At 62.1% G+C, this 26,505-nt stretch carries 27 protein-coding genes; 12 read left to right on the forward strand and 15 right to left on the reverse strand.

Going from position 1 to position 26,505, the window contains the following annotated elements; genetic code table 11:
• Positions 1 to 150 precede the first annotated feature (150 nt).
• Positions 151 to 1,350, reverse strand: a complete 1,200-nt coding sequence (gene tyrS, locus OGL93_RS04100; protein WP_263261113.1) for a tyrosine--tRNA ligase — start codon at positions 1,348 to 1,350, stop codon at positions 151 to 153.
• Between the two features lie 219 nt (positions 1,351 to 1,569).
• Here tyrS and OGL93_RS04105 point away from each other — a divergent pair, with 219 nt between their 5' ends.
• Together OGL93_RS04105 and OGL93_RS04110 are read left to right on the forward strand one after the other, a co-directional pair.
• Positions 1,570 to 3,003, forward strand: a complete 1,434-nt coding sequence (locus OGL93_RS04105) for a peptidoglycan DD-metalloendopeptidase family protein (protein WP_263261114.1) — start codon at positions 1,570 to 1,572, stop codon at positions 3,001 to 3,003.
• On the forward strand, positions 3,003 to 4,094 hold the full coding sequence (locus OGL93_RS04110; RefSeq protein WP_263261115.1) for an anhydro-N-acetylmuramic acid kinase: 1,092 nt from the start codon (positions 3,003 to 3,005) through the stop codon (positions 4,092 to 4,094). Before OGL93_RS04105 ends, OGL93_RS04110 begins: the two co-directional genes overlap by 1 nt.
• A 48-nt stretch (positions 4,095 to 4,142) precedes the next feature.
• Here the strand turns inward: OGL93_RS04110 and erpA are convergent, their stop codons facing one another.
• Together erpA and argC are read right to left on the reverse strand one after the other, a co-directional pair.
• Positions 4,143 to 4,493, reverse strand: a complete 351-nt coding sequence (gene erpA / locus OGL93_RS04115) for an iron-sulfur cluster insertion protein ErpA (RefSeq protein WP_040259836.1) — start codon at positions 4,491 to 4,493, stop codon at positions 4,143 to 4,145.
• Between the two features lie 118 nt (positions 4,494 to 4,611).
• Entirely contained in the window at positions 4,612 to 5,646 is a 1,035-nt protein-coding gene (argC, locus tag OGL93_RS04120) for an N-acetyl-gamma-glutamyl-phosphate reductase (protein ID WP_263261116.1), read from the reverse strand.
• 135 nt (positions 5,647 to 5,781) lie between these two features.
• On the opposite strand from argC, the gene hemJ reads away from it, so the two are divergent.
• The 4 genes from hemJ to coq7 all read left to right on the forward strand — a co-directional run bounded on the left by hemJ (position 5,782) and on the right by coq7 (position 8,155).
• Entirely contained in the window at positions 5,782 to 6,207 is a 426-nt protein-coding gene (gene hemJ / locus OGL93_RS04125; RefSeq protein ID WP_263261117.1) for a protoporphyrinogen oxidase HemJ, read from the forward strand.
• 72 nt (positions 6,208 to 6,279) lie between these two features.
• A complete protein-coding gene (locus OGL93_RS04130; RefSeq protein WP_263261118.1) occupies positions 6,280 to 7,053 on the forward strand; it encodes an SDR family oxidoreductase in 774 nt (257 codons plus the stop codon).
• A 71-nt stretch (positions 7,054 to 7,124) separates the two neighbouring features.
• On the forward strand, positions 7,125 to 7,463 hold the full coding sequence (locus OGL93_RS04135) for a histidine triad nucleotide-binding protein (protein ID WP_263261119.1): 339 nt from the start codon (positions 7,125 to 7,127) through the stop codon (positions 7,461 to 7,463).
• 44 nt (positions 7,464 to 7,507) lie between these two features.
• Positions 7,508 to 8,155, forward strand: a complete 648-nt coding sequence (coq7, locus tag OGL93_RS04140; RefSeq protein ID WP_263261120.1) for a 2-polyprenyl-3-methyl-6-methoxy-1,4-benzoquinone monooxygenase — start codon at positions 7,508 to 7,510, stop codon at positions 8,153 to 8,155.
• A 69-nt stretch (positions 8,156 to 8,224) separates the two neighbouring features.
• Here the strand turns inward: coq7 and speD are convergent, their stop codons facing one another.
• Together speD and OGL93_RS04150 are read right to left on the reverse strand one after the other, a co-directional pair.
• Positions 8,225 to 9,016, reverse strand: a complete 792-nt coding sequence (gene speD, locus OGL93_RS04145) for an adenosylmethionine decarboxylase (RefSeq protein ID WP_263261121.1) — start codon at positions 9,014 to 9,016, stop codon at positions 8,225 to 8,227.
• A gap of 208 nt (positions 9,017 to 9,224) precedes the next feature.
• Positions 9,225 to 9,668 carry an OsmC family protein gene (locus tag OGL93_RS04150; RefSeq protein WP_263261122.1) on the reverse strand — a complete coding sequence of 148 codons (444 nt, stop codon included), beginning with the start codon at positions 9,666 to 9,668 and terminating at the stop codon, positions 9,225 to 9,227.
• Positions 9,669 to 9,857: 189 nt separating this feature from the next.
• Here OGL93_RS04150 and crp point away from each other — a divergent pair, with 189 nt between their 5' ends.
• The gene (crp, locus tag OGL93_RS04155) at positions 9,858 to 10,496 is read left to right on the forward strand and encodes a cAMP-activated global transcriptional regulator CRP (protein ID WP_263261123.1); all 639 of its coding nucleotides are present in this window, start codon (positions 9,858 to 9,860) and stop codon (positions 10,494 to 10,496) included.
• Here the strand turns inward: crp and OGL93_RS04160 are convergent.
• The 7 genes from OGL93_RS04160 to rpe all read right to left on the reverse strand — a co-directional run bounded on the left by OGL93_RS04160 (position 10,493) and on the right by rpe (position 16,784).
• The gene (locus tag OGL93_RS04160) at positions 10,493 to 11,197 is read right to left on the reverse strand and encodes a lipoate--protein ligase family protein (RefSeq protein ID WP_263261124.1); all 705 of its coding nucleotides are present in this window, start codon (positions 11,195 to 11,197) and stop codon (positions 10,493 to 10,495) included. The two genes, crp and OGL93_RS04160, sit on opposite strands and share 4 nt — an antisense overlap.
• A 39-nt stretch (positions 11,198 to 11,236) precedes the next feature.
• Positions 11,237 to 12,043, reverse strand: coding sequence for an indole-3-glycerol phosphate synthase TrpC (gene trpC, locus OGL93_RS04165; RefSeq protein ID WP_263261125.1), 807 nt, complete (start codon positions 12,041 to 12,043; stop codon positions 11,237 to 11,239).
• A complete protein-coding gene (trpD, locus tag OGL93_RS04170) occupies positions 12,040 to 13,089 on the reverse strand; it encodes an anthranilate phosphoribosyltransferase (RefSeq protein ID WP_263261126.1) in 1,050 nt (349 codons plus the stop codon). Before trpD ends, trpC begins: the two co-directional genes overlap by 4 nt.
• A 9-nt stretch (positions 13,090 to 13,098) precedes the next feature.
• Positions 13,099 to 13,698, reverse strand: a complete 600-nt coding sequence (locus tag OGL93_RS04175; protein WP_263261127.1) for an aminodeoxychorismate/anthranilate synthase component II — start codon at positions 13,696 to 13,698, stop codon at positions 13,099 to 13,101.
• 50 nt (positions 13,699 to 13,748) lie between these two features.
• Positions 13,749 to 15,227 (reverse strand): anthranilate synthase component I, encoded by a 1,479-nt coding sequence (trpE, locus tag OGL93_RS04180; RefSeq protein ID WP_263261128.1) that lies wholly within the window; start codon positions 15,225 to 15,227, stop codon positions 13,749 to 13,751.
• A gap of 67 nt (positions 15,228 to 15,294) precedes the next feature.
• Positions 15,295 to 16,113, reverse strand: coding sequence for a phosphoglycolate phosphatase (locus OGL93_RS04185; protein WP_263261129.1), 819 nt, complete (start codon positions 16,111 to 16,113; stop codon positions 15,295 to 15,297).
• The gene (rpe, locus tag OGL93_RS04190) at positions 16,110 to 16,784 is read right to left on the reverse strand and encodes a ribulose-phosphate 3-epimerase (RefSeq protein WP_263261130.1); all 675 of its coding nucleotides are present in this window, start codon (positions 16,782 to 16,784) and stop codon (positions 16,110 to 16,112) included. The genes OGL93_RS04185 and rpe overlap by 4 nt, the downstream gene beginning before the upstream one ends.
• A 139-nt stretch (positions 16,785 to 16,923) precedes the next feature.
• On the opposite strand from rpe, the gene OGL93_RS04195 reads away from it, so the two are divergent.
• Positions 16,924 to 17,889, forward strand: coding sequence for an alpha/beta hydrolase family protein (locus tag OGL93_RS04195; protein WP_263261131.1), 966 nt, complete (start codon positions 16,924 to 16,926; stop codon positions 17,887 to 17,889).
• A gap of 160 nt (positions 17,890 to 18,049) precedes the next feature.
• Here the strand turns inward: OGL93_RS04195 and OGL93_RS04200 are convergent, their stop codons facing one another.
• From OGL93_RS04200 to OGL93_RS04210, 3 genes are read right to left on the reverse strand one after another with little or no spacing between them, the layout of a single operon-like run.
• Positions 18,050 to 18,814: a TerB family tellurite resistance protein gene (locus tag OGL93_RS04200; protein ID WP_263261132.1), complete on the reverse strand. Its 765-nt coding sequence runs from the start codon at positions 18,812 to 18,814 to the stop codon at positions 18,050 to 18,052.
• Positions 18,814 to 19,485 carry an N-acetylmuramate alpha-1-phosphate uridylyltransferase MurU gene (gene murU, locus OGL93_RS04205; RefSeq protein WP_263261133.1) on the reverse strand — a complete coding sequence of 224 codons (672 nt, stop codon included), beginning with the start codon at positions 19,483 to 19,485 and terminating at the stop codon, positions 18,814 to 18,816. Before murU ends, OGL93_RS04200 begins: the two co-directional genes overlap by 1 nt.
• A complete protein-coding gene (locus OGL93_RS04210) occupies positions 19,482 to 20,507 on the reverse strand; it encodes a phosphotransferase (RefSeq protein WP_263261134.1) in 1,026 nt (341 codons plus the stop codon). Before OGL93_RS04210 ends, murU begins: the two co-directional genes overlap by 4 nt.
• Before the next feature lie 128 nt (positions 20,508 to 20,635).
• Between OGL93_RS04210 and OGL93_RS04215 the strand changes: the two genes are divergently transcribed.
• From OGL93_RS04215 to rsmA, 4 genes are read left to right on the forward strand one after another with little or no spacing between them, the layout of a single operon-like run.
• A complete protein-coding gene (locus OGL93_RS04215) occupies positions 20,636 to 23,419 on the forward strand; it encodes an LPS-assembly protein LptD (protein ID WP_263261135.1) in 2,784 nt (927 codons plus the stop codon).
• Positions 23,394 to 24,692 carry a peptidylprolyl isomerase gene (locus tag OGL93_RS04220; protein ID WP_263261136.1) on the forward strand — a complete coding sequence of 433 codons (1,299 nt, stop codon included), beginning with the start codon at positions 23,394 to 23,396 and terminating at the stop codon, positions 24,690 to 24,692. Before OGL93_RS04215 ends, OGL93_RS04220 begins: the two co-directional genes overlap by 26 nt.
• Positions 24,689 to 25,675: a 4-hydroxythreonine-4-phosphate dehydrogenase PdxA gene (pdxA, locus tag OGL93_RS04225; RefSeq protein ID WP_263261137.1), complete on the forward strand. Its 987-nt coding sequence runs from the start codon at positions 24,689 to 24,691 to the stop codon at positions 25,673 to 25,675. The genes OGL93_RS04220 and pdxA overlap by 4 nt, the downstream gene beginning before the upstream one ends.
• Entirely contained in the window at positions 25,675 to 26,484 is an 810-nt protein-coding gene (gene rsmA, locus OGL93_RS04230; protein WP_263261138.1) for a 16S rRNA (adenine(1518)-N(6)/adenine(1519)-N(6))-dimethyltransferase RsmA, read from the forward strand. The genes pdxA and rsmA overlap by 1 nt, the downstream gene beginning before the upstream one ends.
• The last annotated feature ends 21 nt before the right edge of the window (positions 26,485 to 26,505 follow it).

A 26,505-nucleotide genomic window follows, 5' to 3' on the forward strand; every position in this document is an offset into this window, starting at 1 on the left:
CACCGCTGCCGATCCGCAGACCGAAGCCACTTCCACCGCCTCTTGAAAGCTAACCCTCTGATTTACAAGGAGTTTGCCGTTCCATTGTCGCTGGAAGTGGGGCGCATTATAAGGGCTTTCGGAGGGGCGTCAACACCTTTTTAAGAAAACTTACTCGGCATTGAGCGTAATGCGTGCAAAGGCCTTCTTGCCGGCCTGGCACACATGAGTAGCACCTACCTTAAACATGAAGGCACGGTCGGCGACCTCGCCATCTATACGCACGCTGCCCGCGCTGAGCAGATCACGAGCGGCCGCCGAGTTCTTCACTAGCCCCGCCTTATTAAGCACCGCGGCGATAGGCATGTCTTCGGCTGCGGACAACGCAACCTCTGGCAGGTCCTCTGGGAGCTCTCCATCCTTCATCCGATTGCCCGCGCCACGGTGGGCGTTGGCCGCAGCCTCTTCCCCGTGGAACCGGGCAATGATTTCTTCGGCCAGCCTGATCTTGATGTCGCGAGGGTTGGCGCCAGCTGCCACATCGGCCTTGAAGGCGTCGATTTCATCCATGGAACGGAAGCTAAGCAGCTCGAAATATCGCCACATGAGCGTATCGGGAATGGACAGCAGCTTGCTGAACATCACGCCGGGCGCTTCCTGGATGCCTATATAGTTGCCTAGGGACTTGGACATCTTCTTTACGCCGTCCAGGCCTTCCAGCAACGGCATGGTGACGATGTTCTGCGGCTCTTGGCCGTAGCCCCGCTGCAACTCACGCCCCATCAGCAGGTTGAATTTCTGATCGGTGCCACCGAGTTCCACATCTGCCCGCAGCGCTACCGAGTCGTAACCCTGCACCAGCGGATACAAGAACTCGTGAATGGCTATGGGCTGGCTGGTGCTGTAGCGCTTCTGAAAGTCATCCCGCTCGAGCATGCGCGCTACGGTGTACTGGGACGTCAAGCGAATGAAATCCGCCGGCCCCATCTGGTCCATCCAGGTAGAGTTGAAAGCAACCTCGGTCCGGGCCGGGTCAAGGATCTTGAATACTTGAGTCTTGTAGGTTTCGGCGTTCTCCAGAACCTGCTCGCGGGTCAGCGGCGGACGGGTGGCGCTCTTGCCGCTTGGGTCGCCAATCATCCCGGTGAAATCCCCGATCAAGAAAATCACCTGGTGGCCGAGGTCCTGGAACTGCCGCAGCTTGTTAATCAGCACCGTATGCCCCAAGTGCAGGTCCGGCGCCGTTGGATCGAAACCGGCCTTGATCCGCAGCGGCTGCCCACGCTTGAGCTTCTCGACCAGCTCGGCCTCGACCAACACCTCTTCCGCGCCGCGCTTGATCAGCGCGAGCTGCTCGTCAACAGACTTCATATACAAGACCCACAAGGCTGCGATTCAAAAGCGCCCAACATACAAGATCACCGCTTTAAACCCAAGCAGCACAGGTGTGTGACTCAGGCATAGTCTGAAAGCGTCTGGGAAAGCTTGCCTCGGGAATGAATTGGTTATATTTTAGGCAGTTATTTCATCTTCATCATGTCATTCATCTTTTCCAATTCATTTTCATTCCTATTTTCAAAGCCAAAAACTATGACCGACGCCCCATCCAAAGCGCCGCCGCTATACCCCAAAACTCACCTTCTGGCCGCTAGCGGCATTGCCGCCCTGCTGAGCCTGGCCCTGCTGGTTTTCCCCTCCAGCGACGTAGAGGCGAAGAAGACCTCGCTGGCAATCGACCTGGAACCGCCCGCGCAAACCCTTCAAGACCAAGAGCAGAGCGCTCCGGCAACTGAGCCTGGCGAATCTCCCTTCGCACAGATCGAGGGGGATGGCGACGACACGCCCGCCTCGGCGAGCGAACCTCTCGCTGAACCTGATGCGACCCCAGCCATGGCTAGCCAGGCACCTGCCGCGCCCTCCTCGACCCACCGCCAAGTGGTAGTCGGCCGGGGCGATACGCTCTCGGCGCTGTTCGAGAAGGTCGGCTTGTCTGCCGCTGAGGTTCAGTCCGCACTGGACAGCGACAAACAGGCCAAGCAATTTGCCCATCTGAAAAAGGGCCAGATTCTCGAGTTTGAACTGACCGCGGACGGCAAGCTGCAAACCCTGCACACCCAGCTTTCCCATTTGGAATCGATCCGCCTGGAGCGGGGCGCCAACGGCATGTTCGCTTTCCAAAGAGCCGTGGAAACCCCGGTAATGCGCGCCGCCTATGCCCACGGCACCATCACCAGCTCGCTGTCCGCCTCCGCTCAGCGCGCGGGCTTGTCCCATGCGCAGATCATGGATCTGGCGAACATCTTCGGCTACGACGTCGATTTTGCTCAGGACATCCATCCCGGCGACCAATTCGACGTGGTGTACGAGCAGAAGGTCCTCGACGGCAAGGTAATAGGTACCGGCAACGTGCTATCCGCCCGGTTCATCAACCGTGGCAAGGCCTATACCGCGATCCGCTACACTAGCAAGCAAGGCAACACCAACTATTACACGGCCGACGGCAATAGCATGCGCAAGGCGTTTATTCGCTCCCCAGTGGATTTCGCGCGGATCAGCTCACGCTTCTCCGGCGCCCGCCAACACCCGATTCTCAACAAGATTCGCGCTCACCAAGGCGTGGATTACGCGGCCGCGCGCGGCACACCGATCAAGGCAACCGGTGATGGCAAGGTCATCCTGGCCGGCCGCAAGGGCGGGTACGGCAATACTGTGATCATCCAGCATGGCAACACCTACCGCACGCTCTACGGCCACATGCAAGGCTTCGCCAAAGGTATCCGCGACGGCAGCCCGGTAAAGCAAGGCCAGGTGATCGGCTATATCGGCACCACCGGCCTTTCCACGGGGCCCCACGTGCATTACGAGTTTCAGGTCAACGGCGTACATGTGGACCCATTGGGCCAAAAGCTACCGATGGCTGAACCGATCGCTCGCAATGAGCGCCAGCGCTTCCTGCAGACCGCCCAACCATTGATGGCGCGGATGGACCAAGAGCGCGCCACCCTGGTTGCGAGTAAACGCTGATGAGCCGCTATATCGGGGTGATGTCCGGTACCAGCCTCGATGGCCTGGACATCGCGCTGATTGAACAGGGGAGCTCTACTCGCCTGCTTGCCTCGCATTACGTCCCGCTTCCGCCCACCCTGCGAGCCGAATTGCTCTCACTGTGCGCCAGCGGCGCCGACGAGATTGCCCGCGCAGCATTGGCAGAGAACGCGTGGGCAGCTCTCGCCGCCGATGGTATCGGCCAATTGTTGCGCAGCGCCGGCGTAGCCGCTGAAACGGTGCGCGCGGTGGGGAGCCATGGCCAGACCATCCGGCACGAGCCGGCCCGGGGTTTCACGGTTCAAATTGGTAACCCAGCGCTGCTGGCCGAGCGCTGCGGCATTACCGTGGTCGCAGACTTCCGGCGTCGTGATGTGGCCGCGGGCGGTCAGGGCGCACCGTTGGTCCCGGCTTTCCATGAAGCATTGTTTGCGGCGCAGGGCGAAGCGGTCGCGGTGCTCAACCTGGGTGGCTTTGCCAACCTGAGCTTGATTCGCCCCGAGCAGCCGGTGTCCGGGTTCGACTGCGGCCCTGGCAATGTACTGCTCGACGCCTGGATACACGCCTGCCGAGGCGAGCTGTTCGATCGCCACGGAGCCTGGGCGGCAAGCGGCACGGTCGACACTGCACTGCTGCAAACACTGCTGGCCGATCCCTTCTTCTCTACCGTTGGCCCAAAGAGCACGGGCCGGGAAGTGTTCAACCTTGCCTGGCTACAGAGGCATTTGGCCCAGCATCCCACCGTCGCACCGGAAGACATACAAGCGACCCTGCTGGAACTGACCGCCCGCACTGTGACCGATTCGCTGCTGCGCAACATGCCGCAGCCCGACGGCGTATTCGTATGCGGCGGAGGCGCCCATAACCTTGAACTGATGAGCCGCTTGCAAGTGCTAGCGGGCAGCACGCCAGTCAAGAGCACCGCAGCCCTGGAGGTTGACCCGGATTGGATGGAAGCCATGGCGTTCGCCTGGCTGGCCCATTGCTGCCTCGAGGGTATTCCTGCGAATCGCCCCGCCGTCACCGGCGCGAAAGGGCTGAGGGTCCTGGGCGCTATTTATCCCGCCTGATTGAAAACGCCGCGATCATCGCGGCGTTGATAAGAGCCAGCCTTTGGGTCAGATGGAGAACGACTGCCCGCAGCCGCAGGTCGTGCTGGCATTCGGGTTGTTGATCACAAAGCGCGATCCTTCCAGCCCTTCCTGATAGTCCACTTCGGCGCCAGCCAAGTACTGGAAGCTCATCGGATCGACCACCAGGCTTACGCCCTCGCGCTCGACGATGGTGTCGTCTTCAGCGATCTCTTCATCGAAGGTGAAGCCGTACTGGAACCCGGAGCAGCCGCCACCGGTGACGAACACGCGAAGCTTCAAGCGATCGTTGCCCTCTTCATCGACCAGGGTCTTCACCTTGTGGGCGGCACCCTGAGTGAATTGCAAAACCGTGGGGGTGAAGGTTTCAACACTCATGCTGACTCTCCCGGCGCAAGCCGAACTCTAATGCGAAATGCGGGCATTATCCGCTTCCCTGAGCAAAATGGTCAACAATTGCTCAGGGGGCCGCATAGACCTGCCTTGGCTGAGCCGCTTAAGGCATCAGCCCAGCGTGGGACAGACCAAGGCGTTCATCCAAGCCAAAGACAATATTAAGGTTCTGCACGGCCTGCCCAGATGCGCCTTTGACCAGGTTGTCGATGACCGACAACACGACCACCAGATCGCCATCCTGCGGGCGGTGAACAGCGATCCGGCACACGTTGGCGCCGCGCACGGAGCGTGTTTCCGGATGGCTGCCCGCCGGCATCACATCCACGAAGGGCTCATCGGCATAGCGGTGCTCGAACAACGCTTGCAGGTCTACCGAAAGGTCGGCCACGGTTGCATACAAGGTGGCATGGATGCCGCGGATCATGGGCGTGAGGTGAGGCACGAAGGTCAGGCCGACATCTCCACCGGCAGCCCGGCGCAGACCTTGGCTGATTTCCGGTAGGTGCCGATGCCCTTTGACGGCGTACGCCTTCATGCTTTCGCCCGCCTCGCAGAAGAGCGAACCGACGCTGGCGCCACGACCAGCGCCACTGACACCGGACTTGCAATCGGCGATCAACCGGGAAGTGTCGGCGAGACCGGCTTCGAGCAGCGGCAGCAGGCCCAGTTGGGCTGCGGTGGGATAGCAGCCGGGGACGGCGATCAGCCGCGCGGAGCGGATGCGCTCACGGTTCACTTCCGGCAGGCCATACACCGCCTCGGTCAATAAGGCCGGTGCGCCATGGGGTTGGCCATACCAGCGAGCCCATTCATCGGCGTCTTGCAGGCGGAAATCCGCCGAGAGGTCGATCACTCGGGTGCCGGCAGCCAGCAACTCGCCAGCCAAGGCGTGTGCAACACCATGTGGCGTCGCGAAGAACACTACGTCGCAGGCGCCCAGGGCAGCGGTGTCCGGCACGCTGAACTTAAGATGGTCGTAATGGCCACGGAGGTTGGGGTACATGTCGGCAACGCAAACACCTGCTTCCGATCGCGAGGTGATGATCGCCACTTCAGCCTGCGGATGCTGCGCGAGCAGGCGCAAGAGCTCAACACCGGTGTAACCCGTGCCACCAACGATACCGACCTTGACCATCTACCTATCCGCCCTGAGTACGCTGTTGGAAATCCTCGATGATAGGGGCGTGAGGCAATGGCCACAACTGCCAGGATGACGAGCCGCCAACAGCGCTCTACTATCGTGGCGTCCTAAACCGTGGGAAGCCCTTACATGCTCTATCTATGGATAAAAGCCCTGCACATCGTCAGCCTGGTGTGCTGGTTCGCCGCATTGTTCTATTTGCCCCGCCTGTTCGTTTACCACGCCATGAGCGAGGATGCGCCTAGCCGGGAACGCTTCGTACTGATGGAGCGCAAGTTGTATCGGGGCATCATGACCCCCTCCATGTTGCTCACCTTGGTGTTTGGCGCGTGGCTGGTCTATCTGAACCCGGCCTGGTTAGCCATGGGCTGGCTACATGCCAAGCTGACGCTGGTGGTGCTCCTGATTGGTTACCACCATGTATGCGGCGCGCATCGCAAGCGTTTCGAGAGGAACGAAAACCGGCACAGCCACACCTTCTATCGGTGGTTCAACGAGGTGCCGGTAGTGCTATTGCTGTTGATCGTGATCCTGGTGGTCGTAAAGCCGTTCTAACCTTCCCTATCACGCCACAGGGCATGGCGGTAAACTTCGCCGTTTAACAGCCTTCTTGTTTTCGGTACCTCTATGCCTTCCTATGCCTTGGTAACCGGCGCCTCCAGCGGTCTAGGCCTGGCACTGGCCGAAGCCTTGGCGCGGCGGGGGCGCAACCTCCTGCTGGTGGCACGCTACCGCGACGAGCTTGAACCAGTTGCCCTGGAGTTCACCCAGCGCTTCGGGGTGGACGTGCTGTTCCGCGCCTGCGACCTTAGCGAACCGCTGCGCCTGACCGGCTTTCTGCTTGAGCTCGAGGAAAGCGAGCAGCACATTGACCTGCTGGTGAACTGCGCCGCCCTCTCTTCGCAAGGCCACTTCCTCGCCCAGGATTGGTTGCGCGAGCAAGACCTGATCGAGCTCAACGTCCTCGCACTGGCGCGCCTCTGTCACGCCGTTGGCAACAGCATGGCTGTGCGTGGCGGCGGGCAAATTCTTAATGTCGCCTCGGTGGCCGCCTTCCAGCCTGGCCCTTGGATGAGCAGCTATGCTGCCAGCAAGGCGTATGTGCTCCATCTTTCCGAAGGGTTGCGCGAAGAACTGCGCCAGAGTGGCGTGGCCGTATGTGTACTCTGCCCTGGGCCGCTACGCACTCAAGGCACTCTGCCTCGCAAACTGCGCGGCAGCCGCCTGCCACTGACGCCGGAAGAGGTGGCGCTTTGCGCGGTGCTGGCGCTGGAACGCAACCGGGCGCTGATCATCCCCGGATGGCGCGCCCGTTGGCTGGCCCGAGCTTCACGCCTGGCGCCTCGATGGCTGGTTCGCAAAGCCGCGGCCGCGGTCAACCGGGCTTATACACGGCCATGAACAAACAGAACTGGGCGCTCCGGCGCCTGGTTGAGTAAACTGCAGGGCAACGACAGCCAGGGAGAAATGCTGTGGACACGCTATTTGACAAGATCATCAAGCGAGAAATACCCGCGAAGATTATCTACGAAGATGACCAGGTCATCGCCTTTCATGACATCGCGCCCCAAGCGCCGGTGCATTTCCTGGTAGTGCCTAAAAAGGGCATCCGCACCTTGGCCGACCTTACGGAAGACGATAAAGGCCTCGCCGGGCATATTCTGTTCACAGCCCAGCGCCTGGCACTGGAGCTAGGTTGCGAGGAAGGTTTTCGGGTGGTGATGAACTGCAATGAATTGGGCGGCCAGACGGTCTATCACATTCATATGCATGTGCTTGGCCAACGCCAGATGCACTGGCCTCCGGGCTGACCACTCCGCCACGCACCGGTTTTTTCATATCCCAGGAGGTTTTCGTGGCCCACGACCGTCACTATTCGATCCTCGATAAACTACTGCTCCAGGCCGACACCGTCGCGCGCACGCTGTTGCCGTTCAGCGGCCAGCCGGCGCGCCCTTCCCCTGCCCTGCTGCAACCGGACGCGGCCTTGAGCGAAGTGCAAAGCAAGCACGTAGCTGGCTTGATGCGCGTCAACCATACCGGCGAGGTCTGCGCGCAGGCGTTGTACCAGGGCCAGGCGCTGACGGCGCGCCTGCCGGAAATCCGGGAGGCCATGGAACACGCAGCGGACGAAGAGGTAGACCATCTGGCTTGGTGCGAACAGCGTATTCGCCAGCTCGGCAGCCGGCCCAGCGTGCTCAATCCGTTGTTCTACGGCATGTCGTTCGGTATGGGCGCAGTCGCCGGCCTTATCAGCGATAAAGTCAGCCTGGGCTTCGTGGCGGCCACCGAACAGCAGGTCTGCAAACATCTTGATGAGCATTTGCACGAGCTGCCCGCCGAAGACCACAAATCTCGCGCGATCCTTGAGCAGATGCGCGACGATGAGGCTCATCATGCCCAAGCGGCCCTGGATGCTGGCGGCGCACGCTTTCCGCTGCCTGTGAAGGTGGGCATGAGCTTGATGGCCAAAGTGATGACCAAGAGCACTTATCGCATCTAGATGAAAACGCAGCCTAACCCCCTACCGGCGATAGCCTGCCGGTAGGGGGTATTCAAGCCAGCATGGCTATCAGGCGAAATTGCGCCCGTAGAAGATTTCCAGCATTTCGTGCTTAACCCGCTCAGTGACCTGCGCGCGCTGTTCGGCGGAGAAGTTGCTGGTGGCATCGCCGAACAGATAATTGTCTAGCTCGAATTGCTTGAGCAGCATCTTGGTATGGAAGAGGTTTTCCTGGTACACGTTCACGTCGACCATTTGGTAGGCGTCGCGAGTGTCTTCCGACAAGTAGTTCTGGATGGAATTGATCTCGTGGTCGATGAAGTGCTTGCGCCCCTCGATGTCCCGGGTAAAGCCACGTACCCGGTAATCCACGGTGACGATGTCCGAATCGAACTGATGAATCAGGTAGTTCAGAGCTTTGAGCGGTGAAATCACGCCGCAGGTGGAAACGTCGATGTCCACGCGGAAGGTCGCGATGCCGTTGTCCGGGTGAATTTCCGGGTAGGTATGGACCGTGATATGGCTTTTGTCCAAGTGCGCCAAGATGGTATCCGGCAGCGGCCCAGGCGATTCCTCGATCTGGCTTTCGGTGGGGGTCACCGGTTGCTCGGAGATCAGGATGGTTACACTGGCACCTTGGGGCTCGTAGTCCTGACGCGCAATGTTCAGGATATTGGCACCTATGATATCGACGACATCCGTAAGGATCTGGGTTAGCCGGGCCGCGTCGTATTCGTGGTTGATGTACTCGACGTAAGCCTGCTGATCTTGCGGCGTCTGCGCGTAGCAGATGTCGTAGATGTTGAAGCTCAAGGTCTTGGTCAGGTTATTGAACCCGTGGAGCTTGAGTTTGCTATTCACCGTCTGAAAACTCTCTTTGAATGCGGCTCTGCCGCGTGATCAAGCATGCCCGTCAGGCGCCGGCCGGCGTCTGCGTAGGACGGTTTACACCTCTTCGCGTTGGCGATTTTGGTTGTCTTTCCCGGGTGGGCCCGGGCTCAAGGTGAGCCTTGAAAAAGTGGCGCATTATGCAGACCCGCGCCACCGTATGCCAGAGTATGGGCGGGTTTTATGATGCCTGGATGTCGCTCTCGCCCAGCTCGACAATTTCGTAGGAATGGCTGATGTCTACGCCACCGCGCGCCAGCATTATGGAAGCCGAGCAGTACTTCTCGGCGGACAGTTCTACTGCCCGCTTGACCTGCGACTCCTTCAGGCCCCGGCCCTTCACCACGAAACGCAAATGGATGCGGGTGAACACTTTTGGGTCTTCGTCGGCGCGTTCAGCATCCAGGAAGGCTTCGCAGCTTTCCACCGGCTGGCGGGCTTTCTTGAGAATGGCTACCACATCGAAGCTGCTGCAGCCGCCCAGCCCGATCAGCACCATTTCCATCGGCCGCACGCCCAGGTTACGACCGCCGTGCTCTGGGGCGCCATCCATGACCACGGCGTGGCCGCTGCCGGATTCACCAATAAACATCGCCCCGCCGGCCCACTGAATACGTGCCTTCATTGCTGCGCTCCCGTTGAAAAGGGCGCCAGCTTAGCACAGCCGCCCAGAGGCAAAATTCACCTCGGGTTGGCGAGACCCTCAAGTTATCGGCAAATATCGCGATACAAATGAAGTGCTGTTAAGCTGGCGCCAATTTGATGGCATTCACCGAACCGCACTCAACCGTCGCCTTGTATCGGAACTCAGCCCATGGTCGCGCCAGCCACCAAGATTAACCCCCTCGACAAGCTTCTGGCTCACTGCCAGCGCCGCCGCTATGCGGCTAAAAGCAACATCATTTGCGCCGGCGACAAGTCGAGTGTGCTCTCGTACATCCTCAAGGGCTCGGTCACCATCCTGATCGAGGACAGCGACGGCAGGGAAATGGTGATCGCCTACCTTAACCAAGGCGATTTCTTCGGCGAGCTGGGGCTGTTCGATCCTCCTCATATGGAAGGCGAGCGCAACGCCTGGGTACGCGCCAAAACCGAGTGTGAAGTGGCGGAGGTAGGCTACGCCAAGTTCCGCGAACTGGCCCGGCTGGATCCGGAGATCCTCTATAGCCTGAGCACGCAAATGGCTTACCGGATACGCCGCACGACCCGCAAGGTCGGCGACCTGGCGTTTCACGACGTTACCGGGCGGGTCGCTCGCTGCCTCACCGACCTGTGCAAAGAACCAGACGCCATGACTCACCCCGACGGGATGCAGATCAAAGTCACGCGCCAGGAAATCGGCCGCATCGTCGGGTGCTCGCGGGAAATGGTCGGGCGGGTGCTCAAGGACCTGGAAGAACGCCGGCTTATCCAGGTAAAAGGCAAAACCATGGTGGTGTACGGCACCCGCTAATGAAGCGCGCGAACCTTTACCAGTTCGCCTTCCAGTGAATCTTGCAGCGCGCTGAGCGCTGCCTCACCGGGAAAGCGCTCTTCGAACGCTACATGGCTTTCGGCCAGGCAGCGCTGCGGCAACCCGCAAGCCTGGTTGAAACCATTGACAGCGGCGACCATTGCCAACCGCTGGTCCTGCATCAGCATGGCGCCGTGCACCAATACCACCGGGCCGCCATGGTGACGCGATTGCCGCCAACGCTGCGCAGTGCCAACCCACTTGCGGCCATCAAGGTTCACGTTATAACGCCCGTCGCAGAACGCACCGGGAACCTCACCCAGGCTTGCCTGGCCGCCCAGGCTCTCCAATACCCAGCACAACGGCTCGCACAGTCGCAGGTAGGCCCGCTCCAGCCTGTTGAGGTCACCTTCGGCGCGGGGCGCCGCATAGACCAGCGCAACGTTCACCGTGGCTGCGGATTGCGGCACCGGCTCACCTCCGGTTTCCCGCAACAGCACCGGCCAACCAAGTTCGGCGGCGGCCGCGGCGCCGGCAACGAAGCCTGGCAGTCGCTCCATGCGCCGCGGCATCACCAATGCCTGGTCGGTAGGCTGCCAGAACAGCACACCATCGGTGCGCTCGCCATTGCAGACCGCCGTGAGCAAGGCAAGCTCAGCCTGCAGCCCTTGCTCAGTGGTAAGTTGTCGCAGCTGATCCATTGCAGCCCTCGCTTCCTGTCCAGTGCCTGACGGTTCGCCTCAGCGGGCGGGGAAGAACAGTCGCGCCAGCTCGTCGCCTGGATGTTCCGCGCGCATGAACGCTTCGCCAACCAAGAAGCCATACACGTCGTTGATTTCCATGAGCTCCACGTCCGCGCGGTTGAGAATGCCGCTTTCGGTTACCACCATGCGGTCGCGAGGAATGCGCGGAAGCAGCTCAAGGGTGGCTTCCAGGCTCACTTCGAAGGTATGCAGGTTGCGATTGTTCACTCCGATCAAGGGGGTGTCCAAGTGCTTGAGCGCGCGCTCCAGCTCGTCGCCGTCGTGCACTTCAACCAACACGTCGAGGCCAGTGTCCTTGGCGGTATCCGCCAGCTCGACCATCAGCCCGTCATCCAGCGCCGAGACGATCAGCAGTATGCAGTCCGCCCCCAAGGCACGGGCTTCGTAGATCTGGTAAGGGTCGATCATGAAATCCTTGCGAATGACCGGCAAGGCGCATGCTTCGCGAGCCTGCTGAAGGTAAAGGTCCGCGCCCAGGAAGAAATCCACGTCGGTCAGCACGGAGAGGCAAGCGGCACCGCCGGCTTCATAGCTCTTGGCGATTTCGGCAGGGTAGAACTGCTCGCGGATCACGCCCTTACTCGGTGATGCCTTCTTGATCTCGGCAATGACCGCGGGCTGTTTGGCTTGCTGGCGCTCCAACAGCGCCTGGGCAAAACCCCGCACCGGGGAGGCTAACCGAGCGGCGGCCTGTTGTTCGCTCAGGCTGATGCGTGCCCTGCGCTCAGCCACCTCCTCGGCCTTGCGGGCGAGGATTTTCTCCAGCACTGTTGGCACGCTCATGCTTCGTTCTCCTGCTTGAATACTGCCGTAAAGGCACCGAGCTCTTCGAGTTTTTCCCGGGCGAGGCCAGTGTGCAACGCGTCGCTGGCCAAGGCCACGCCCTCTTTCAGAGAGGTGGCATGGTCTGCCGCGTAGAGCGCGGCGCCGGCGTTGAGGATAATCATCTCAGCCGCCTTGCGGCCGTTTTCGGTTTTACGCCGGCCAAGTGCATCGCGGATCAGCTCCAGCGACGCCTGCGGGCTTTCCACGGTCAAGCCGTGCAGGCTTTGGCTACGCAGCCCTAGATCTTCGGGCTCCACGCTGTACTCGATCACCTCGCCGTCTTTCAATTCCGCCACGGCGGTAGGCGCGGCAAGGCTGAACTCATCCAGGCCATCACGCGAGTGCACCACCAGCACATGCTTGCTGCCCAGCCGCAACAACACCTGCGCCAGCGGGCGGCACAGCGCCGGGTTGAATACGCCTACTACCTGGTGGACCACACCCGCCGGGTTGGTCAGCGGCCCGAGCATGTTGAACAGGGTCCGCAGGCCCAGATCCCGACGTGGCCCGGCGGCGAACTTCATCGCGCCATGGTGCGCCTGGGCGAACATGAAGCCGATACCGATGCTGTCGATACAGCGGCCCACCTGAGCGGGTGTGAGGTTCAGGTAAACCCCGGCGGCTTCGAGCAGGTCGGCGCTGCCGCTCTTACCCGACACCGCGCGGTTGCCATGCTTGGCCACGGTGCAGCCGGCGGCTGCCACCACCAGCGCCGAGGCGGTAGACACGTTAAAGATGTTGGCGCCATCGCCTCCGGTGCCGACGATATCCACCACCCGGTCCAGCGACGCCAGCTCTACCCGGCCCGCCAACTCGCGCATGGCGGACACGGCACCGACGATCTCATCGATACTCTCGCTCTTCATGCGCATGCCCATGAGGAACGCGCCTATCTGCGCTTCGGTGCATTGCCCGGTCATGATCTGGCGCATCACGTCGCGCATTTCTTCCGTGCTCAGATCCAGTTGGGTAACCACTCGCCCCAGGGCTGTCTTGATGTCCATTACCTTTCCTTAACCCTGACGGGTGCCACCGGTTTGCTTGAGGAAGTTCGCCAGCAGCTCATGGCCCTGTTCGGTGAGGATCGACTCAGGGTGGAACTGCACACCCTCGATGGTCAGGGTTTTGTGACGCAGCCCCATGATCTCATCGAAGCTGCCATCCGGATGCTGGGTCCAGGCGGTGACTTCAAGGCAGTCGGGCAAGGTCTCACGCTTGACGACCAGCGAGTGATAACGGGTAACCGTCAACGGCTGCGCCAGGCCTTCGAACACCCCAAGGTCATGGTGGTGAACCGGGCTGGTTTTACCGTGCATCGCCTGGCGCGCGCGGACCACTTCGCCCCCGTAGGCCTGGCCGAGCGCCTGGTGCCCCAGGCAAATACCAAGGATCGGTAGCTTGCCGGCGAAGTGCAGGATCGCTTCGATCGAAATGCCGGCTTCGCTCGGCGTGCAGGGCCCGGGGGACACAACGATGCGCTCCGGCGCCAGGGCTTCTATATCAGCCACGGTGATTTCATCGTTACGCACAACCTTCACCTCGGCCCCCAACTCGCCGAGGTATTGCACAACGTTATAGGTAAAGGAGTCGTAGTTATCGATCATCAGCAACATGGTGCGAACCTCTCGAATCTGGAAGTGGCCAGGCGGGCGACACCGCTGGGTCAGCCCTGGCTTTGCTCGGCCAGTGCCACGGCGCGGAACATGGCCCGCCGCTTGTTAAGGGTTTCTTCCCATTCCAGGGCCGGCACCGAGTCCGAAACGATGCCCGCGCCGGCCTGTACGTGCAGTTCGCCGTCCTTGATCACTGCGGTACGGATGGCGATTGCCGTGTCCATATTGCCGTTCCAGGCGAAATAGCCCACCGCGCCGCCATATACGCCACGCTTGACCGGCTCGAGCTCATCGATGATTTCCATCGCGCGGATCTTCGGCGCGCCTGACAGGGTACCCGCCGGCAGAATGGCGCGCAGGGCGTCCATGGCAGTGAGGCCTTGCTTCAACTGGCCCGTCACGTTGGACACGATGTGCATCACGTTGGAGTACCGCTCGATCACCATCTTTTCGGTGAGCTTCACGCTGCCGATTTCCGAGACTCGCCCCGTGTCGTTGCGGCCAAGGTCAATCAGCATAAGATGCTCGGCGATCTCCTTCTGATCGCTCAGCAGGTCCACTTCAAGGGCATGGTCTGCCTCTTCGGTGGCGCCACGGGGGCGCGTGCCAGCAATCGGCCGCACGGTGATCTGGTTGTCTTCCACCCGCACCAGCACTTCCGGAGAGCTGCCGACCACGTGGAAGTCGCCGAAATTGAAGAAGTACATATAAGGGGTAGGGTTGAAGCAGCGCAGCCCGCGGTACAGATCGATGGGCGCGGCCTTGAAGTCGATGGACATCCGCTGGGATACCACGACCTGCATGCAATCGCCGGCAAGGATGTAGTCCTTGATGGTGTTCACCGCCCGCTCGTAATCCTCCTGAGTGAAGCTGGAGCGGAAGGCCGGCTCCTGGCCGGGGGGCTGGGTAAAGTCCAGGCCTGAGCGCGGAGTGATCGGCTGGCGCAGCCGCTCCATCAGCTCGGCCAACTGTGCACGGCCTTGCTCATAGGCATCTGCCTGGCTCGGGTCCGCCAACACGATGGCATGGATTTTCCCTGCCAAGTTGTCGAACACCACCACCGCATCAGAGACCATCAACAGGATGTCCGGTACGCCGATAGGGTCTGGGTTTGGGCTGGCACCGAGGCGTTTTTCCACATAACGGACGCTGTCGTAGCCGAAATACCCAACCAGGCCGCCGTTGAAGCGGGGCAATCCAGGGATCGTCGGGACTTTGTAGCGGGCCTTGAACGTTTCGACGAAGGCCAGCGGATCCTCGACTTCATGGCGTTCGACTTCAGCGCCGTCGCGGGTGATACGCACCACGTGGTCATGCACCCGTAGCACCGTTCTGCACGGCAAGCCAATGATCGAATAACGCCCCCATTTTTCCCCGCCTTGCACGGATTCGAGCAAGTAGGAATTGGGCTGATCGGCCAGCTTGAGGTAGATCGACAACGGCGTGTCGAAGTCGGCCAGGGTTTCGTGAGCCAGGGGGATGCGGTTGTAGCCGGAATCGGCCAAGCGCAGGAATTCATCGCGGGTCATAGCTGCCTCGTGGCGGAGCAAAGAACAGGAAAACGAGCAAACGCGCCGGCATGCCGGCCAGGGAGAGTCAGGCGCGCCAGCGCCAACGGGCCAGGGCCTTGATGACTTTCATCCAGAGTTTGCAGGTAACCGCCACGTGGGATTCTCGACCTGAAGAGGCAGGGGTATCGGCCAACGTTATATCAGCGGATCGCCCGAAGCAACCGGGCAGAAGCGCGCGCAGGTCATCCACCACCAGCGACGGGGCTTCCTCGGCGATGGGCCGGCCATGGTTATAGCCGTAGCTCAGCGCCACACAGGCCACGCCAGCGGCTTTTGCTGCATGCACATCGTTACGCGAGTCGCCCACGAACAGCGCTTGCGCCGGGTTCACACCGGCCATTTTCATCACGTGGAGCAAGGCGGCAGGATCTGGCTTTTGCTGGGGCAGAGTGTCGCCACCGATGATCCAGCGAAAGTAACGGCCCAGCTTGAGCTCGTCGAGCAGGGGCGCTACGAACTGCTCGGCCTTGTTAGTGATTAGCGCCATCTCCACGCCCTGGCCCGCCAGCCATTTCAGGGTTTCGCGCACACCGGGATACACCCGGGTAGCGCCATGGGCGTTGCCATAGGCGGCCATGAACAATGCCAGGGCCTGGTCAGCCTGCTCATCGCTGACCTCGGCATGCTCCAGGCTGCCTGCCAGAGCGCGGCGCACCAGCACCCGCGAGCCGTTACCGATCCACATGCGTACGGCGTCGATACCAGCCGGGGCACGGCCGAGCTGCACCAGCATGCTGTCCACCGCCGCGGCGAGGTCTGGCACCGAATCAATCAGGGTGCCATCGAGGTCGAACATCACCAGCCGGGGCAATTGCCCCTCGAACAGCTGCGCGAACCCGCTCATGGGCGGGCCAGGGCGAGCTCGGCGCGCATGCTGTCGATCACGGCACGGTAGTCCGGCGCATTGAAGATCGCCGAACCCGCCACGAAGGTGTCGGCGCCAGCCGCGGCGATCTCACGGATGTTCTGTACGTTGACCCCGCCGTCGATCTCCAGGCGGATATCCCGGCCGCTGGCGTCGATCAATGCTCGCGCCTCGCGCAGCTTGCGCAGGGTGCCGGGGATGAACTTCTGCCCACCGAAGCCTGGGTTCACGCTCATCAGCAGGATCATGTCCACCTTGTCCATCACATACTCGAGCAGGTTCAGCGGGGTCGCCGGATTGAACACCAGCCCGGCCTTGCAGCCGCCATCGCGTATCAGCTGCAACGAGCGGTCCACGTGCTGGGTGGCTTCTGGGTGGAAGGTGATATAGGTCGCCCCGGCTTCGATGAAGTCCCCGATGATGCGGTCCACCGGGCTCACCATCAGATGCACGTCGATGGGCGCGGTGACGCCATACTTGCGCAATGCGGCGCACACCATCGGGCCAATGGTCAGGTTGGGAACATAGTGGTTGTCCATCACATCGAAGTGCACCACATCCGCTCCGGCGGCGAGTACGTTGTCGACTTCCTCACCCAGGCGAGCGAAATCGGCGGAGAGGATGGACGGCGCAATAGCGTAGGGTTGCATGCTGGACCTGTAGGCTGAACACGGTGGCGCGCATTGTAGCCGATGGGGCACCCAACCGGGCAGCTGGCCGGGCCTGGGCACTGGCGGTGGCCGCCGAATGGCCTTAGGCTGCGGGCAAGCAATCGATATGGAAACCACGATGCGCGCTCTTCCACATGCCACGCTGCTTGCCCTGGCGACCGCCCTGCCGCTGTCCCTGGCCCTGACCGCTACCGCCGCCGATGCCCCGGCCGAGCCGCCCGCCGCTGCCGTAGAGCGCCCACCTCTGCTAGAGCGCAGCGAGCAGGAAGCCCAGGCCCTCGCCCGCCAGTTACCCGCCCAAGAACAGCAAACCCTGCAAGCTGGTGGCGATAACTTCCTGGCCTTGTGGCACCCGGCGAACGATCCGGATCCGGCCGGCATGGTGATCATCATCCCCGGCGCTGGGGAAACCGCCAACTGGCCAGAGGTTGTCGCGCCCCTGCGCAATCGGTTGCCGGATGCACGCTGGAGCACCCTGAGCCTGACCCTGCCAGACCTGCTCAGCGAGGCCATGCAACCCCGCGCCGTTGATCCGCCCGCGCCAGCCGCGGCCGGCAGCTCGGCCACCCCGGCCGATGCCAATGCCCCCATAGAACAAGCCGCGGCCAGTGGCGCAGACGCCACCGCCCCGGCGCCGGCCGAGACGCCCGATGACCAATTGAAAACGGACGCCGCGCGCATCTTTGCCCGCATCGATGCCGGCATCGCCTTCGCCCAGCAGGTCAAGGCCCGCAACATCGTGCTGGTCGGCCATGGCACTGGCGCCTATTGGGCAGCCCGCTACCTCAGCGAACGACAGCCTTCACGGGCACAGCGCCTGGTGATGGTGGCCGGGAAAACGCCAGACGCCGCGCCGGCCGGGCTAGACCAACTGGCCCCACAACTGAAGGTGCCGGTAGCCGACATTTATTACGCCACCAGCCCTGCACTGCGCAGTGCGGCAGCGCAGCGCTTGCAGGCGAGCAAACGCCAGGTTGGCAGCCTTTATAGCCAGACCGAACTAGCGCCCCTGCCGGGCGACCGCACCGCGGAACAGGAGCAGCTCTACCGCCGCGTTCGGGGCTGGCTGAGCCCACAGTCCTGATATGCAGGCCTGTACGTAATGGGCTCGCACGAAGTCGCGCAAGGTGAGGGCAGGCAAGGAAGCGGATTAGGCCCGCGCTCGGGTTTACGGGTTGTATACGAGCATTCCGGGCCTGGCTCCAACGCAGCATCACGACGCGCGGTACATTGTCGTGCAGAGCCTAAAACCCGCGACGACGACGGATTACCTCAAATGCACTATGCAACTCGCGGGTACGCTCAGTGGCAGCACGGACCTGCGCAGGGGAAGCCCCCATGCCTTGCAGCTTGTCTGGATGGTGCCGGCTAAGCAGCCGACGATAGGCGCGCTTGATCTGTTCCAGCTCGCTATCGGCCGTCACGCCCAGCAAGTGCAACGCCTTCGTATAGGCGTCGGTCGGGTTGGCCAGGGTGCGCGAGGCCGGCGCATATTCCCCGCCCAAGCCGCGCACCCGCGGCGCGGCCCAACCGAGCCAGTTGCCCCAGTCGAGGAGCAACTGCTGCTCGTTCGGGCCGATTCGGCCATCGGCCCATGCCATCCGCCAACAGGCCCGCAGCAATCCCTCGGCGGTGGTCGGTTGGTCATGCAGGCGGCGCAACGGGCCGCGCAGCGAATCCTTGCCAGCCTTGCCACGGCCGAAGGCAGCGATCGCGCGCTGGCGTGCCGGCTCATCCAGCCCTAGCAGCGTCATTTCGCCGCGAGCCTGGGCGATATGGCTGTCCAGCACCCTGCCGTCGGCCTTGGCCAAGCGCCCCAGCAGCACAAACAGCAGTTGCTCTTCTTCCAAGCCGCCACGGCCGCAGATTCGAGCCCACATCTGAGCCCAGCCATGCAGATCAAGGCGCCGATCCACCGCCTGCCCCACCAAGGCGCCAAGAATCGCACCCGGGAGATGGGCGAGGGCGAAGCCTGCCGCCGCGCCCACTACAGTCACTGGCCACAGCATCAGTTAGCCTCCGCCAGCAGCCGCTCCACGTCTGCCAGGCGCTCCGGGGTGCCTACATCGACCCAGGGGCCGCTGAAGTACTCGCCGGTTACGCGGCCATCCGCCATTGCCTGGCGCAGTAGCGGAGCCAGCTTGAACGCGCCCTCGGTGCAGCCGGCGAACAGCGCCGGGGACAGCACCGCAATACCGCTGTAGGTCAATGCCTGCCCAGGCGCTGGCAAGTCCGACAGCCGGCCGTCGACCAGTACGAAGTCCCCCTTGGGGTGATGGGCGGGGTTATCCACCATCACCAAGTGCGCCAAGCCCCCCTCTGGCAGGCGCAGCCGCGCATAGTCGAAGGTGGCCCATACGTCGCCGTTGATGACCGCGAAAGGGTTCTCTCCCAACAGCGGCAGGGCCTTGTAGATGCCACCGCCGGTTTCCAACGGCTCGCCCTCGGGCGAATACTGGATCTGTACGCCAAACCGCGCGCCATCGCCCAGGTAGGTTTCTATCTGCGCGCCCAACCAGGCGTGATTGATCACCACTTCCCGAAAGCCGGCCGCGGCCAGACCCCGTAGGTGGTGCTCGATCAGCGGCACGCCTCCGGCGCGCAGCAAAGGCTTGGGCGTGTGCAAAGTCAGCGGGCGCATGCGTTCGCCTTTGCCGGCGGCGAGGATCATCGCCTTCATGCGCTAGCCTCTGCCAGCTGCGGCAGGCTGGCCAGCAGTTCGCCCAGCTGCGCCAATTCACGGCGGCGCTTGGCCACTGAGCGGATATAGGCAAAGAAACGTGGCGCGTCTTCCAGGTACCGTGGCTTGCCGTCGCGATGGCAAATGCGCGCGAAGATACCGATGACCTTCAAATGCCGCTGCACGCCCATCAGGTCGCTGGCCCGCAGGAAGTCGGTAAGGTTGTCTTGCACCGGCACCCCTTGGCTGCGCGCGGCGCGCCAGTACCCGCTGAGCCAGTCACCGACCCGTGCCTCGGGCCAACTGAGGAAGGCGTCCTTGAACAGGCAGGTCACGTCGTAGGTCACAGGCCCGTATACCGCGTCCTGGAAGTCCAGCACCCCAGGGTTGGGCGCGCTGAGCATCAGGTTGCGCGGCATGTAGTCCCGATGCACCAGTACTTTCGGCTGGGCCAGCGCGCTGTCGATCAGCAAGCGGCTGACCGCCTCCCACTGAGCCTGCTGGGTTTCGTTGAAGCGCACTCCCAAGTGCCGCTGCACATACCATTCCGGGAATAATTCCAGCTCACGCCGCAGCAGCGCTTCGTCGTAGCTGGGCAACGGCGCGGTCATGGGCAGTTGCTGGAACTTGAGCAGGGCATCGATGGCGCCGGCGAACAGCGACTCGGCGTTCTGCGGATTGATCACGTCCAGGTACGTCTGGCGGCCCATGTCGCTGAGTAGCAAAAAGCCCCGCTCCAGATCCTGCACGAGAATCTGCGGCACATGGATGCCGGCACTGGCGAGCAGCGCGGCGATGTCCACGAAGGGCTTGCAGTTCTCTTGCGGCGGGGGCGCATCCATGACGATGAAGCTTCGTTCAGGGGTGGCCCAGCGGAAGTAGCGGCGGAAACTTGCGTCACTGCTGGCGGGTGTCAACTCGCCTTCGGGCAAATCGCCCCAGCCCCGGGCCTGATAGAGGCTTTGCAGTTGAGCATAAAGCCAGGGGCGAAGTTGTTCGAGGCGTACATCATGATCGGGCATTTACAGAGTCTCCGACGGCGCTAGCCGTCAAGCGGGTCATGCTTTATTATCCAGCATCTTTTTCAGACCATCGAGAGGCGTGCACACCCGCACGGGCAGATGGCACGCAGGAAGCCCGGACTAATAAGATGGCATTGAAATCCCCCGCGTTTCGTAGAAAGTTTCCGTTGCTGGTAACCGGCGGCCTGCTGGCGATGCAACCCCTGGCCTCGCCGTTCGTGAGTGCCGCACAGCAGTATGACTGCCAAGTGTCCGCCTCGGGTTCCTGGGATTGTAAAACCCGCGATAGCAGCACCACCCTTCCACCACGCCCGCAGCATACCGCCTCTTCGGTGAGCGCAACGGCAGATGGCGGCAACGCTGCTGCTGGCGACAGCGGCGCCCCGGCGCCTACCCTGGTGACCGAAAGCAATGGCCGTGGCTTGCAGTCCCGCAGCGCGGACTACAGCCACCTGGACTGGGTGCCACGCGAGAAGCTCACCCCGGCGCAGTTGGCCGAGACCGGGCCTTATTGCTCCGGCAACTACGTCGAGCCGATCCGCCCGGGGATGAACGACAAGACGTCCAAGTCCGACGCCCCGACCTACATCAATGCCCGCGCTTCGCGTTACGAAGACCAAACGCAAACCGCCACCCTCGCCGGGGACGTGGTCATGCGCCAGGGCAGCATGCAGGTCGAGGCCAACGAGGCCGCCCTGCACCAGGCCGAGAACCGCGGCGAACTCAACGGCAACGTGAAGATCCGCGACAACGGCGCGCTGATCGTCGGCGACCATGCCGAGGTCCAGCTCGATACAGGGGCCGCGCAGGTCGATAACGCTGAATACGTACTGCACAAGCAGCGCGCGCGTGGTTCGGCCTTGTACGCCAAGCGAGCTGAAAACGCCATCATCCGCCTCAAGGACGGCACCTATACCACCTGCGAGCCCAACAGCAACGCCTGGTCGGTCAAGGGCAACAACATTACGCTCAACCCCGCCACAGGCTTCGGTACCGCGACCAACGCGACCCTGCGGGTGAAGGACATTCCAGTCCTCTATACGCCGTATTTCTACTTCCCGATCGATGATCGCCGCCAGTCCGGCTTCCTGGCGCCGAGCATCTCGAGCAGCAGCGATAGCGGCCTGACGCTGGTCACCCCGTATTACTTCAACCTGGCGCCGAACTACGATGCCACGTTGTACCCGCGGTACATGGCCAAGCGCGGCCTGCTGATGGAAGGCGAGTTCCGCTACCTTACCGAAACCAGCGAAGGCCAGTTCGGCGGTGCGTACCTGAACGACGAAAGCGATGAGCGCGACGACCAGTCGGACGCCAGCAAACGCCGCTGGATGATCAACTGGCAGCATAAGGGTGGCCTGGACTCGCGCTTGCTGAGCCAGGTGGATTACACCCGCATCAGTGATCCTTATTACTTCCAGGACCTTGAAACCGACCAGATCGGCGTGGAGCGTCGGGACTACGTCAATCAGCAAGGTGCACTGACCTACCGCGGTGAGGGCTATACCGCCCGGCTGAACGTGCAGTCCTATCAGCTGGCGACGGTGGCGGACATCACGCCTTACGACCGCCTCCCGCAGCTCACCCTCGACGGTGTGCTGCCCTACAACCCGGGCGGTTTGCAGTTCAGCTACCACACAGAAGCGGTGCGGTTCGATCGTGACTTGCGTGACGGTACCTACTTTACCAAGGACGGAATCGAAGAACGGCGCATCGATCAGAACGTATTCGGCCTCGCCCGCGCCAATGGCGATCGCCTGGATCTGGTACCGGCAGTGAGCTTGCCGCTGGATTGGGGCTATGGGTACGTCAAGCCAACGCTCAAGTACAAGTACACCCAGTACGACCTGGACCTGGATTCCAAAGGTAAGTCGGACCTTGCCAGCACTGCCAACTCGACTGGGGAGTCCTATAGCAGCTCGCAAGACATCAGCGTGCCGATCTTCAGCGTGGACAGCGGCCTGTACTTCGATCGCGACACCCAGTTGTTCGGCACCAATTATCGGCAGACCCTCGAACCGCGCCTGTTCTACCTGTATGTGCCGTACGAGAAACAGAACGACATCCCGGTGTTCGATACAGGCGAGAGCGTGTTCAGCTACGCCTCACTGTTCCGAGACAACCGCTTCAGCGGCTCGGATCGCATCGGCGACGAGAACAAGCTGTCGCTGGGCGTGACCAACCGGTGGATCGAAGACAACGGTTTCGAACGCCAGCGCTTCAGCATTGGCCAGGCGCTGTACTTCAAGGACCGTAAGGTGCAGCTCCCGCAGATCGCTTACAAGGATCGCGACGACGCCCAGTCGGACGTGTCCCCGTACGCGCTCGAATACGAATACCGCTTCAACCGCGACTGGCGCTTCACTTCGGACTTCAACTGGGACCCAGACAGCCGCAGCACCCGTTCGGGCAGCGCGATGTTCCATTACCAGCCTGAAGACAACCCGAACAAGGTCGTCAACGCCGGCTTCCGCTACCGCGACGACACCATCCATTACGACACGGCCACTGGCCGCTGGCAGTTCGGTGGTGACTACGGCACGCCAACCGACCCGAACTACGTGAAGGACTACTACAAGATCCAGCAGCATGACTTCTCGGTCATCTGGCCGCTGGTACCGCAGTGGAGCCTCATCAGCCGCTGGCAATACGACTACAACCGCAACCGCACGCTAGAAGCCTTCGGTGGCTTCGAGTACGACAATTGCTGCTGGAAACTGCGCCTGATCAACCGTTACTGGGTTGATTATGACGAATACAGCCAGGCCGCTCCGGAGAACGAAAAGGGCGATCGTGGCATCTTCCTGCAAATCGTGCTCAAGGGCCTGGGTGGCGTAGTGGGCAATAAAGTCGAAGGTTTCCTCGACAAAGGCATTCAGGGTTATCGTGAACGTGAAGACCAAGCTATGTGATCGACTGCGCCCCTTGCTGTTGGGCGCACTGTTTCTGGGTACCCTGGCGCATGCGCAGGTCCAGCAGTTGGACAAGGTAGTGGCCATCGTCGATAACGACGTGATCATGCAAAGCCAGCTCGACCAGCGCATGCAGGAAGTGCGGCAGACCATCGCCAAGCGTGGCGGTGGCGAGCCGCCGATCGAGGAGCTGCAAAAGCAGGTCCTCGATCGCCTCATCCTGGAAAACCTGCAACTGCAGATTGGTGATCGTTCCGGTATCCGCGTTACTGACGAAGAGCTCAACGGCGCGATGGGCACCATCGCCCAGCGCAACAACATGAGCCTGGATCAGTTCCGCGCGGCCCTGGCCCACGACGGGCTGTCGTACGACGGTGCGCGTGACCAGGTGCGCCGCGAGATGATCATCAGCCGCGTGCGTCAGCGTCGCGTTGCCGAACGCATTCAGGTCAGCGAGCAGGAAGTGAAGAACTTCCTCGCTTCGGACTCCGGCAAGGCCCAGCTGTCCCAGGAATATCACCTGGCCAATATCCTGATCCCGACCCCCGAAGGTGCCAACTCGGCGCAAATCCAGGCCGCTGGCAATCAGGCAATGGGCTTGTATCAGCAACTGCGAGAGGGGGCAGATTTCGCCCAACTGGCCACCGCCCGCTCCGCCAGCGATAACGCACTGGAAGGCGGCGACATGGGGTGGCGCAAGGCTGCGCAGCTGCCTCCGCCGTTCGACCAGATGCTTGCGACAATGAAACCTGGTGACGTAACCCAGCCCGTGCGTACGCCGGGCGGCTTCATCCTGATCAAGCTGGTCGAAGCCCGTGGTGGCCAGGCGGAGATGCGCGATGAAGTCCATGTACGGCACATCCTGATCAAGCCCAGCGAAATCCGTAGCCCCGCGGAAACCGAACGGCTGATCAACTCGCTTTACTCTCGAATCAAGGATGGCGAAGACTTCGCAACGCTCGCCAAAAGCTTTTCCGAAGACCCGGGTTCAGCGCTCAACGGGGGTGACCTGAACTGGATCGATCCGCAGTCGCTGGTGCCCGAGTTCCGCGAAATGATGGCTCAGACCCCCGTCGACACCGTCTCGAAACCCTTCCAGACCCAGTTCGGCTGGCACATCCTCGAAGTGCTTGGCCGCCGCGCCACGGACGCGACCGAGCAGGCGCGTGAACAGCAGGCGCTCAACGTGCTGCGCAACCGCAAGTACGACGAGGAACTGCAAACCTGGCTCCGTCAGATCCGTGACGAGGCCTACGTCGAAATCAAGCAGTGAGCGCGCCGCGTTTCGCCCTCACACCTGGTGAACCGGCAGGCATAGGTCCAGACCTGTGCCTGCTGCTTGCCTGTAACGCCCAGCCCTATCCCCTGATCGCCATCACCAGCCGTGACCTGCTCGCTGAGCGGGCCACGCAGTTGGGGCTGGCCGTTGTGCTCAGCACAGTGGACCCTGCCGCCCTGCCCGACGCCCCGGCCCCGGCAGGCACCCTGTACGTGTTGGACGTCCCCGTGTGCGCGCCGGTCGTGGCTGGCCAGCTCGATCCAGCCAACGCAGGCTTTGTGCTGCAGACCCTGACGCTGGCCGGGCAAGGGTGCCTGGACGGCCGCTTCGCCGGGATGATCACCGCACCCGTACACAAGGGTGTGATCAATGAAGGCGGCACGCCGTTCTCGGGCCATACGGAATTTCTCGCGGACCTGACCGGCACCGAGCAGGTGGTGATGATGCTTGCGACCCGCGGGCTGCGGGTCGCACTGGTCACCACCCACCTGCCACTGCGCGAGGTCGCCGAGGCGATCACCGAAGCCCGGGTGGAGCGCGTGACCCGCATTCTTCACCACGACCTGCGCACCAAGTTCGGCATTGCCGCCCCGCGCATCCTGGTCTGCGGCCTGAACCCGCACGCTGGCGAAAGTGGCCACCTGGGGCACGAAGAAATCGACGTGATCGAACCTGTGCTGCAACGCTTGCGCACCGACGGGCTGGACCTGATAGGGCCGCTCCCGGCGGACACCTTGTTCACCCCTAAACACCTGGAGCACTGCGATGCGGTGCTCGCCATGTACCACGACCAAGGCCTGCCGGTGCTGAAGTACAAAGGCTTCGGCGCCGCGGTAAACGTTACCCTGGGCCTGCCGATCATCCGTACCTCGGTTGACCACGGCACAGCCCTGGACCTGGCCGGCACTGGCAAGGTCGACACCGGCAGCCTTCAGGTCGCCCTTGAAACTGCCTATCAAATGGCCGAGGCACGTTGATGAACGAGCAATACCAACACCGGGCGCGCAAGCGTTTCGGTCAGAACTTCCTTCACGATGCCGGCGTCATCGACCGCATCCTGCGGGCGATCCATGCTCGTGAAGGGGATCGACTGCTGGAGATAGGCCCTGGCCAGGGCGCTCTTACAGAGGGCCTGCTTGACAGCGGCGCACAGTTGGACGTGATCGAACTGGACAAAGACCTGGTACCGTTGCTGCACCAGCGCTTCGATACTCGCGGCAACTTCAACCTGCACCAGGGCGATGCGCTGAAGTTCGACTTCGCGACGCTGCAGGCGGCGCCGCGCAGCCTGAGGGTCGTTGGCAACCTGCCCTATAACATTTCCACGCCGCTGATTTTCCATCTGCTCGGTAATGCCCCGCTGATTCGCGACATGCACTTCATGTTGCAAAAAGAAGTGGTCGAGCGCATGGCGGCCGGGCCAGGTGGGGGAGACTGGGGCCGGCTGTCGATCATGGTGCAGTACCACTGCCGGGTCGAGCATCTGTTCAACGTAGGGCCGGGCGCCTTCAATCCGCCGCCAAAGGTGGATTCGGCCATCGTTCGCCTGGTACCGCACGAAACCTTGCCCCACCCCGCCAGGGACCACCGGTTGCTTGAGCGTGTGGTACGCGAGGCGTTCAACCAGCGCCGCAAGACCCTTCGCAACACTCTCAAGGCGCTGCTTCCGGCTGCAGGTATCGAAGCCGCCGGGGTAGACGGCAGCCTACGCCCCGAACAACTGGACCTGGCTGCTTTCGTACGCCTGGCCGATCAACTGGCGCAAGCGCCTGCCCAGGACCTGTAAGTTTGCGAGCACAGGCCAGGC

This window comes from Pseudomonas sp. RIT-PI-S (genome assembly GCF_025642975.1).
In the GTDB taxonomy this organism is placed as follows: Bacteria; Pseudomonadota; Gammaproteobacteria; order Pseudomonadales; family Pseudomonadaceae; genus Aquipseudomonas.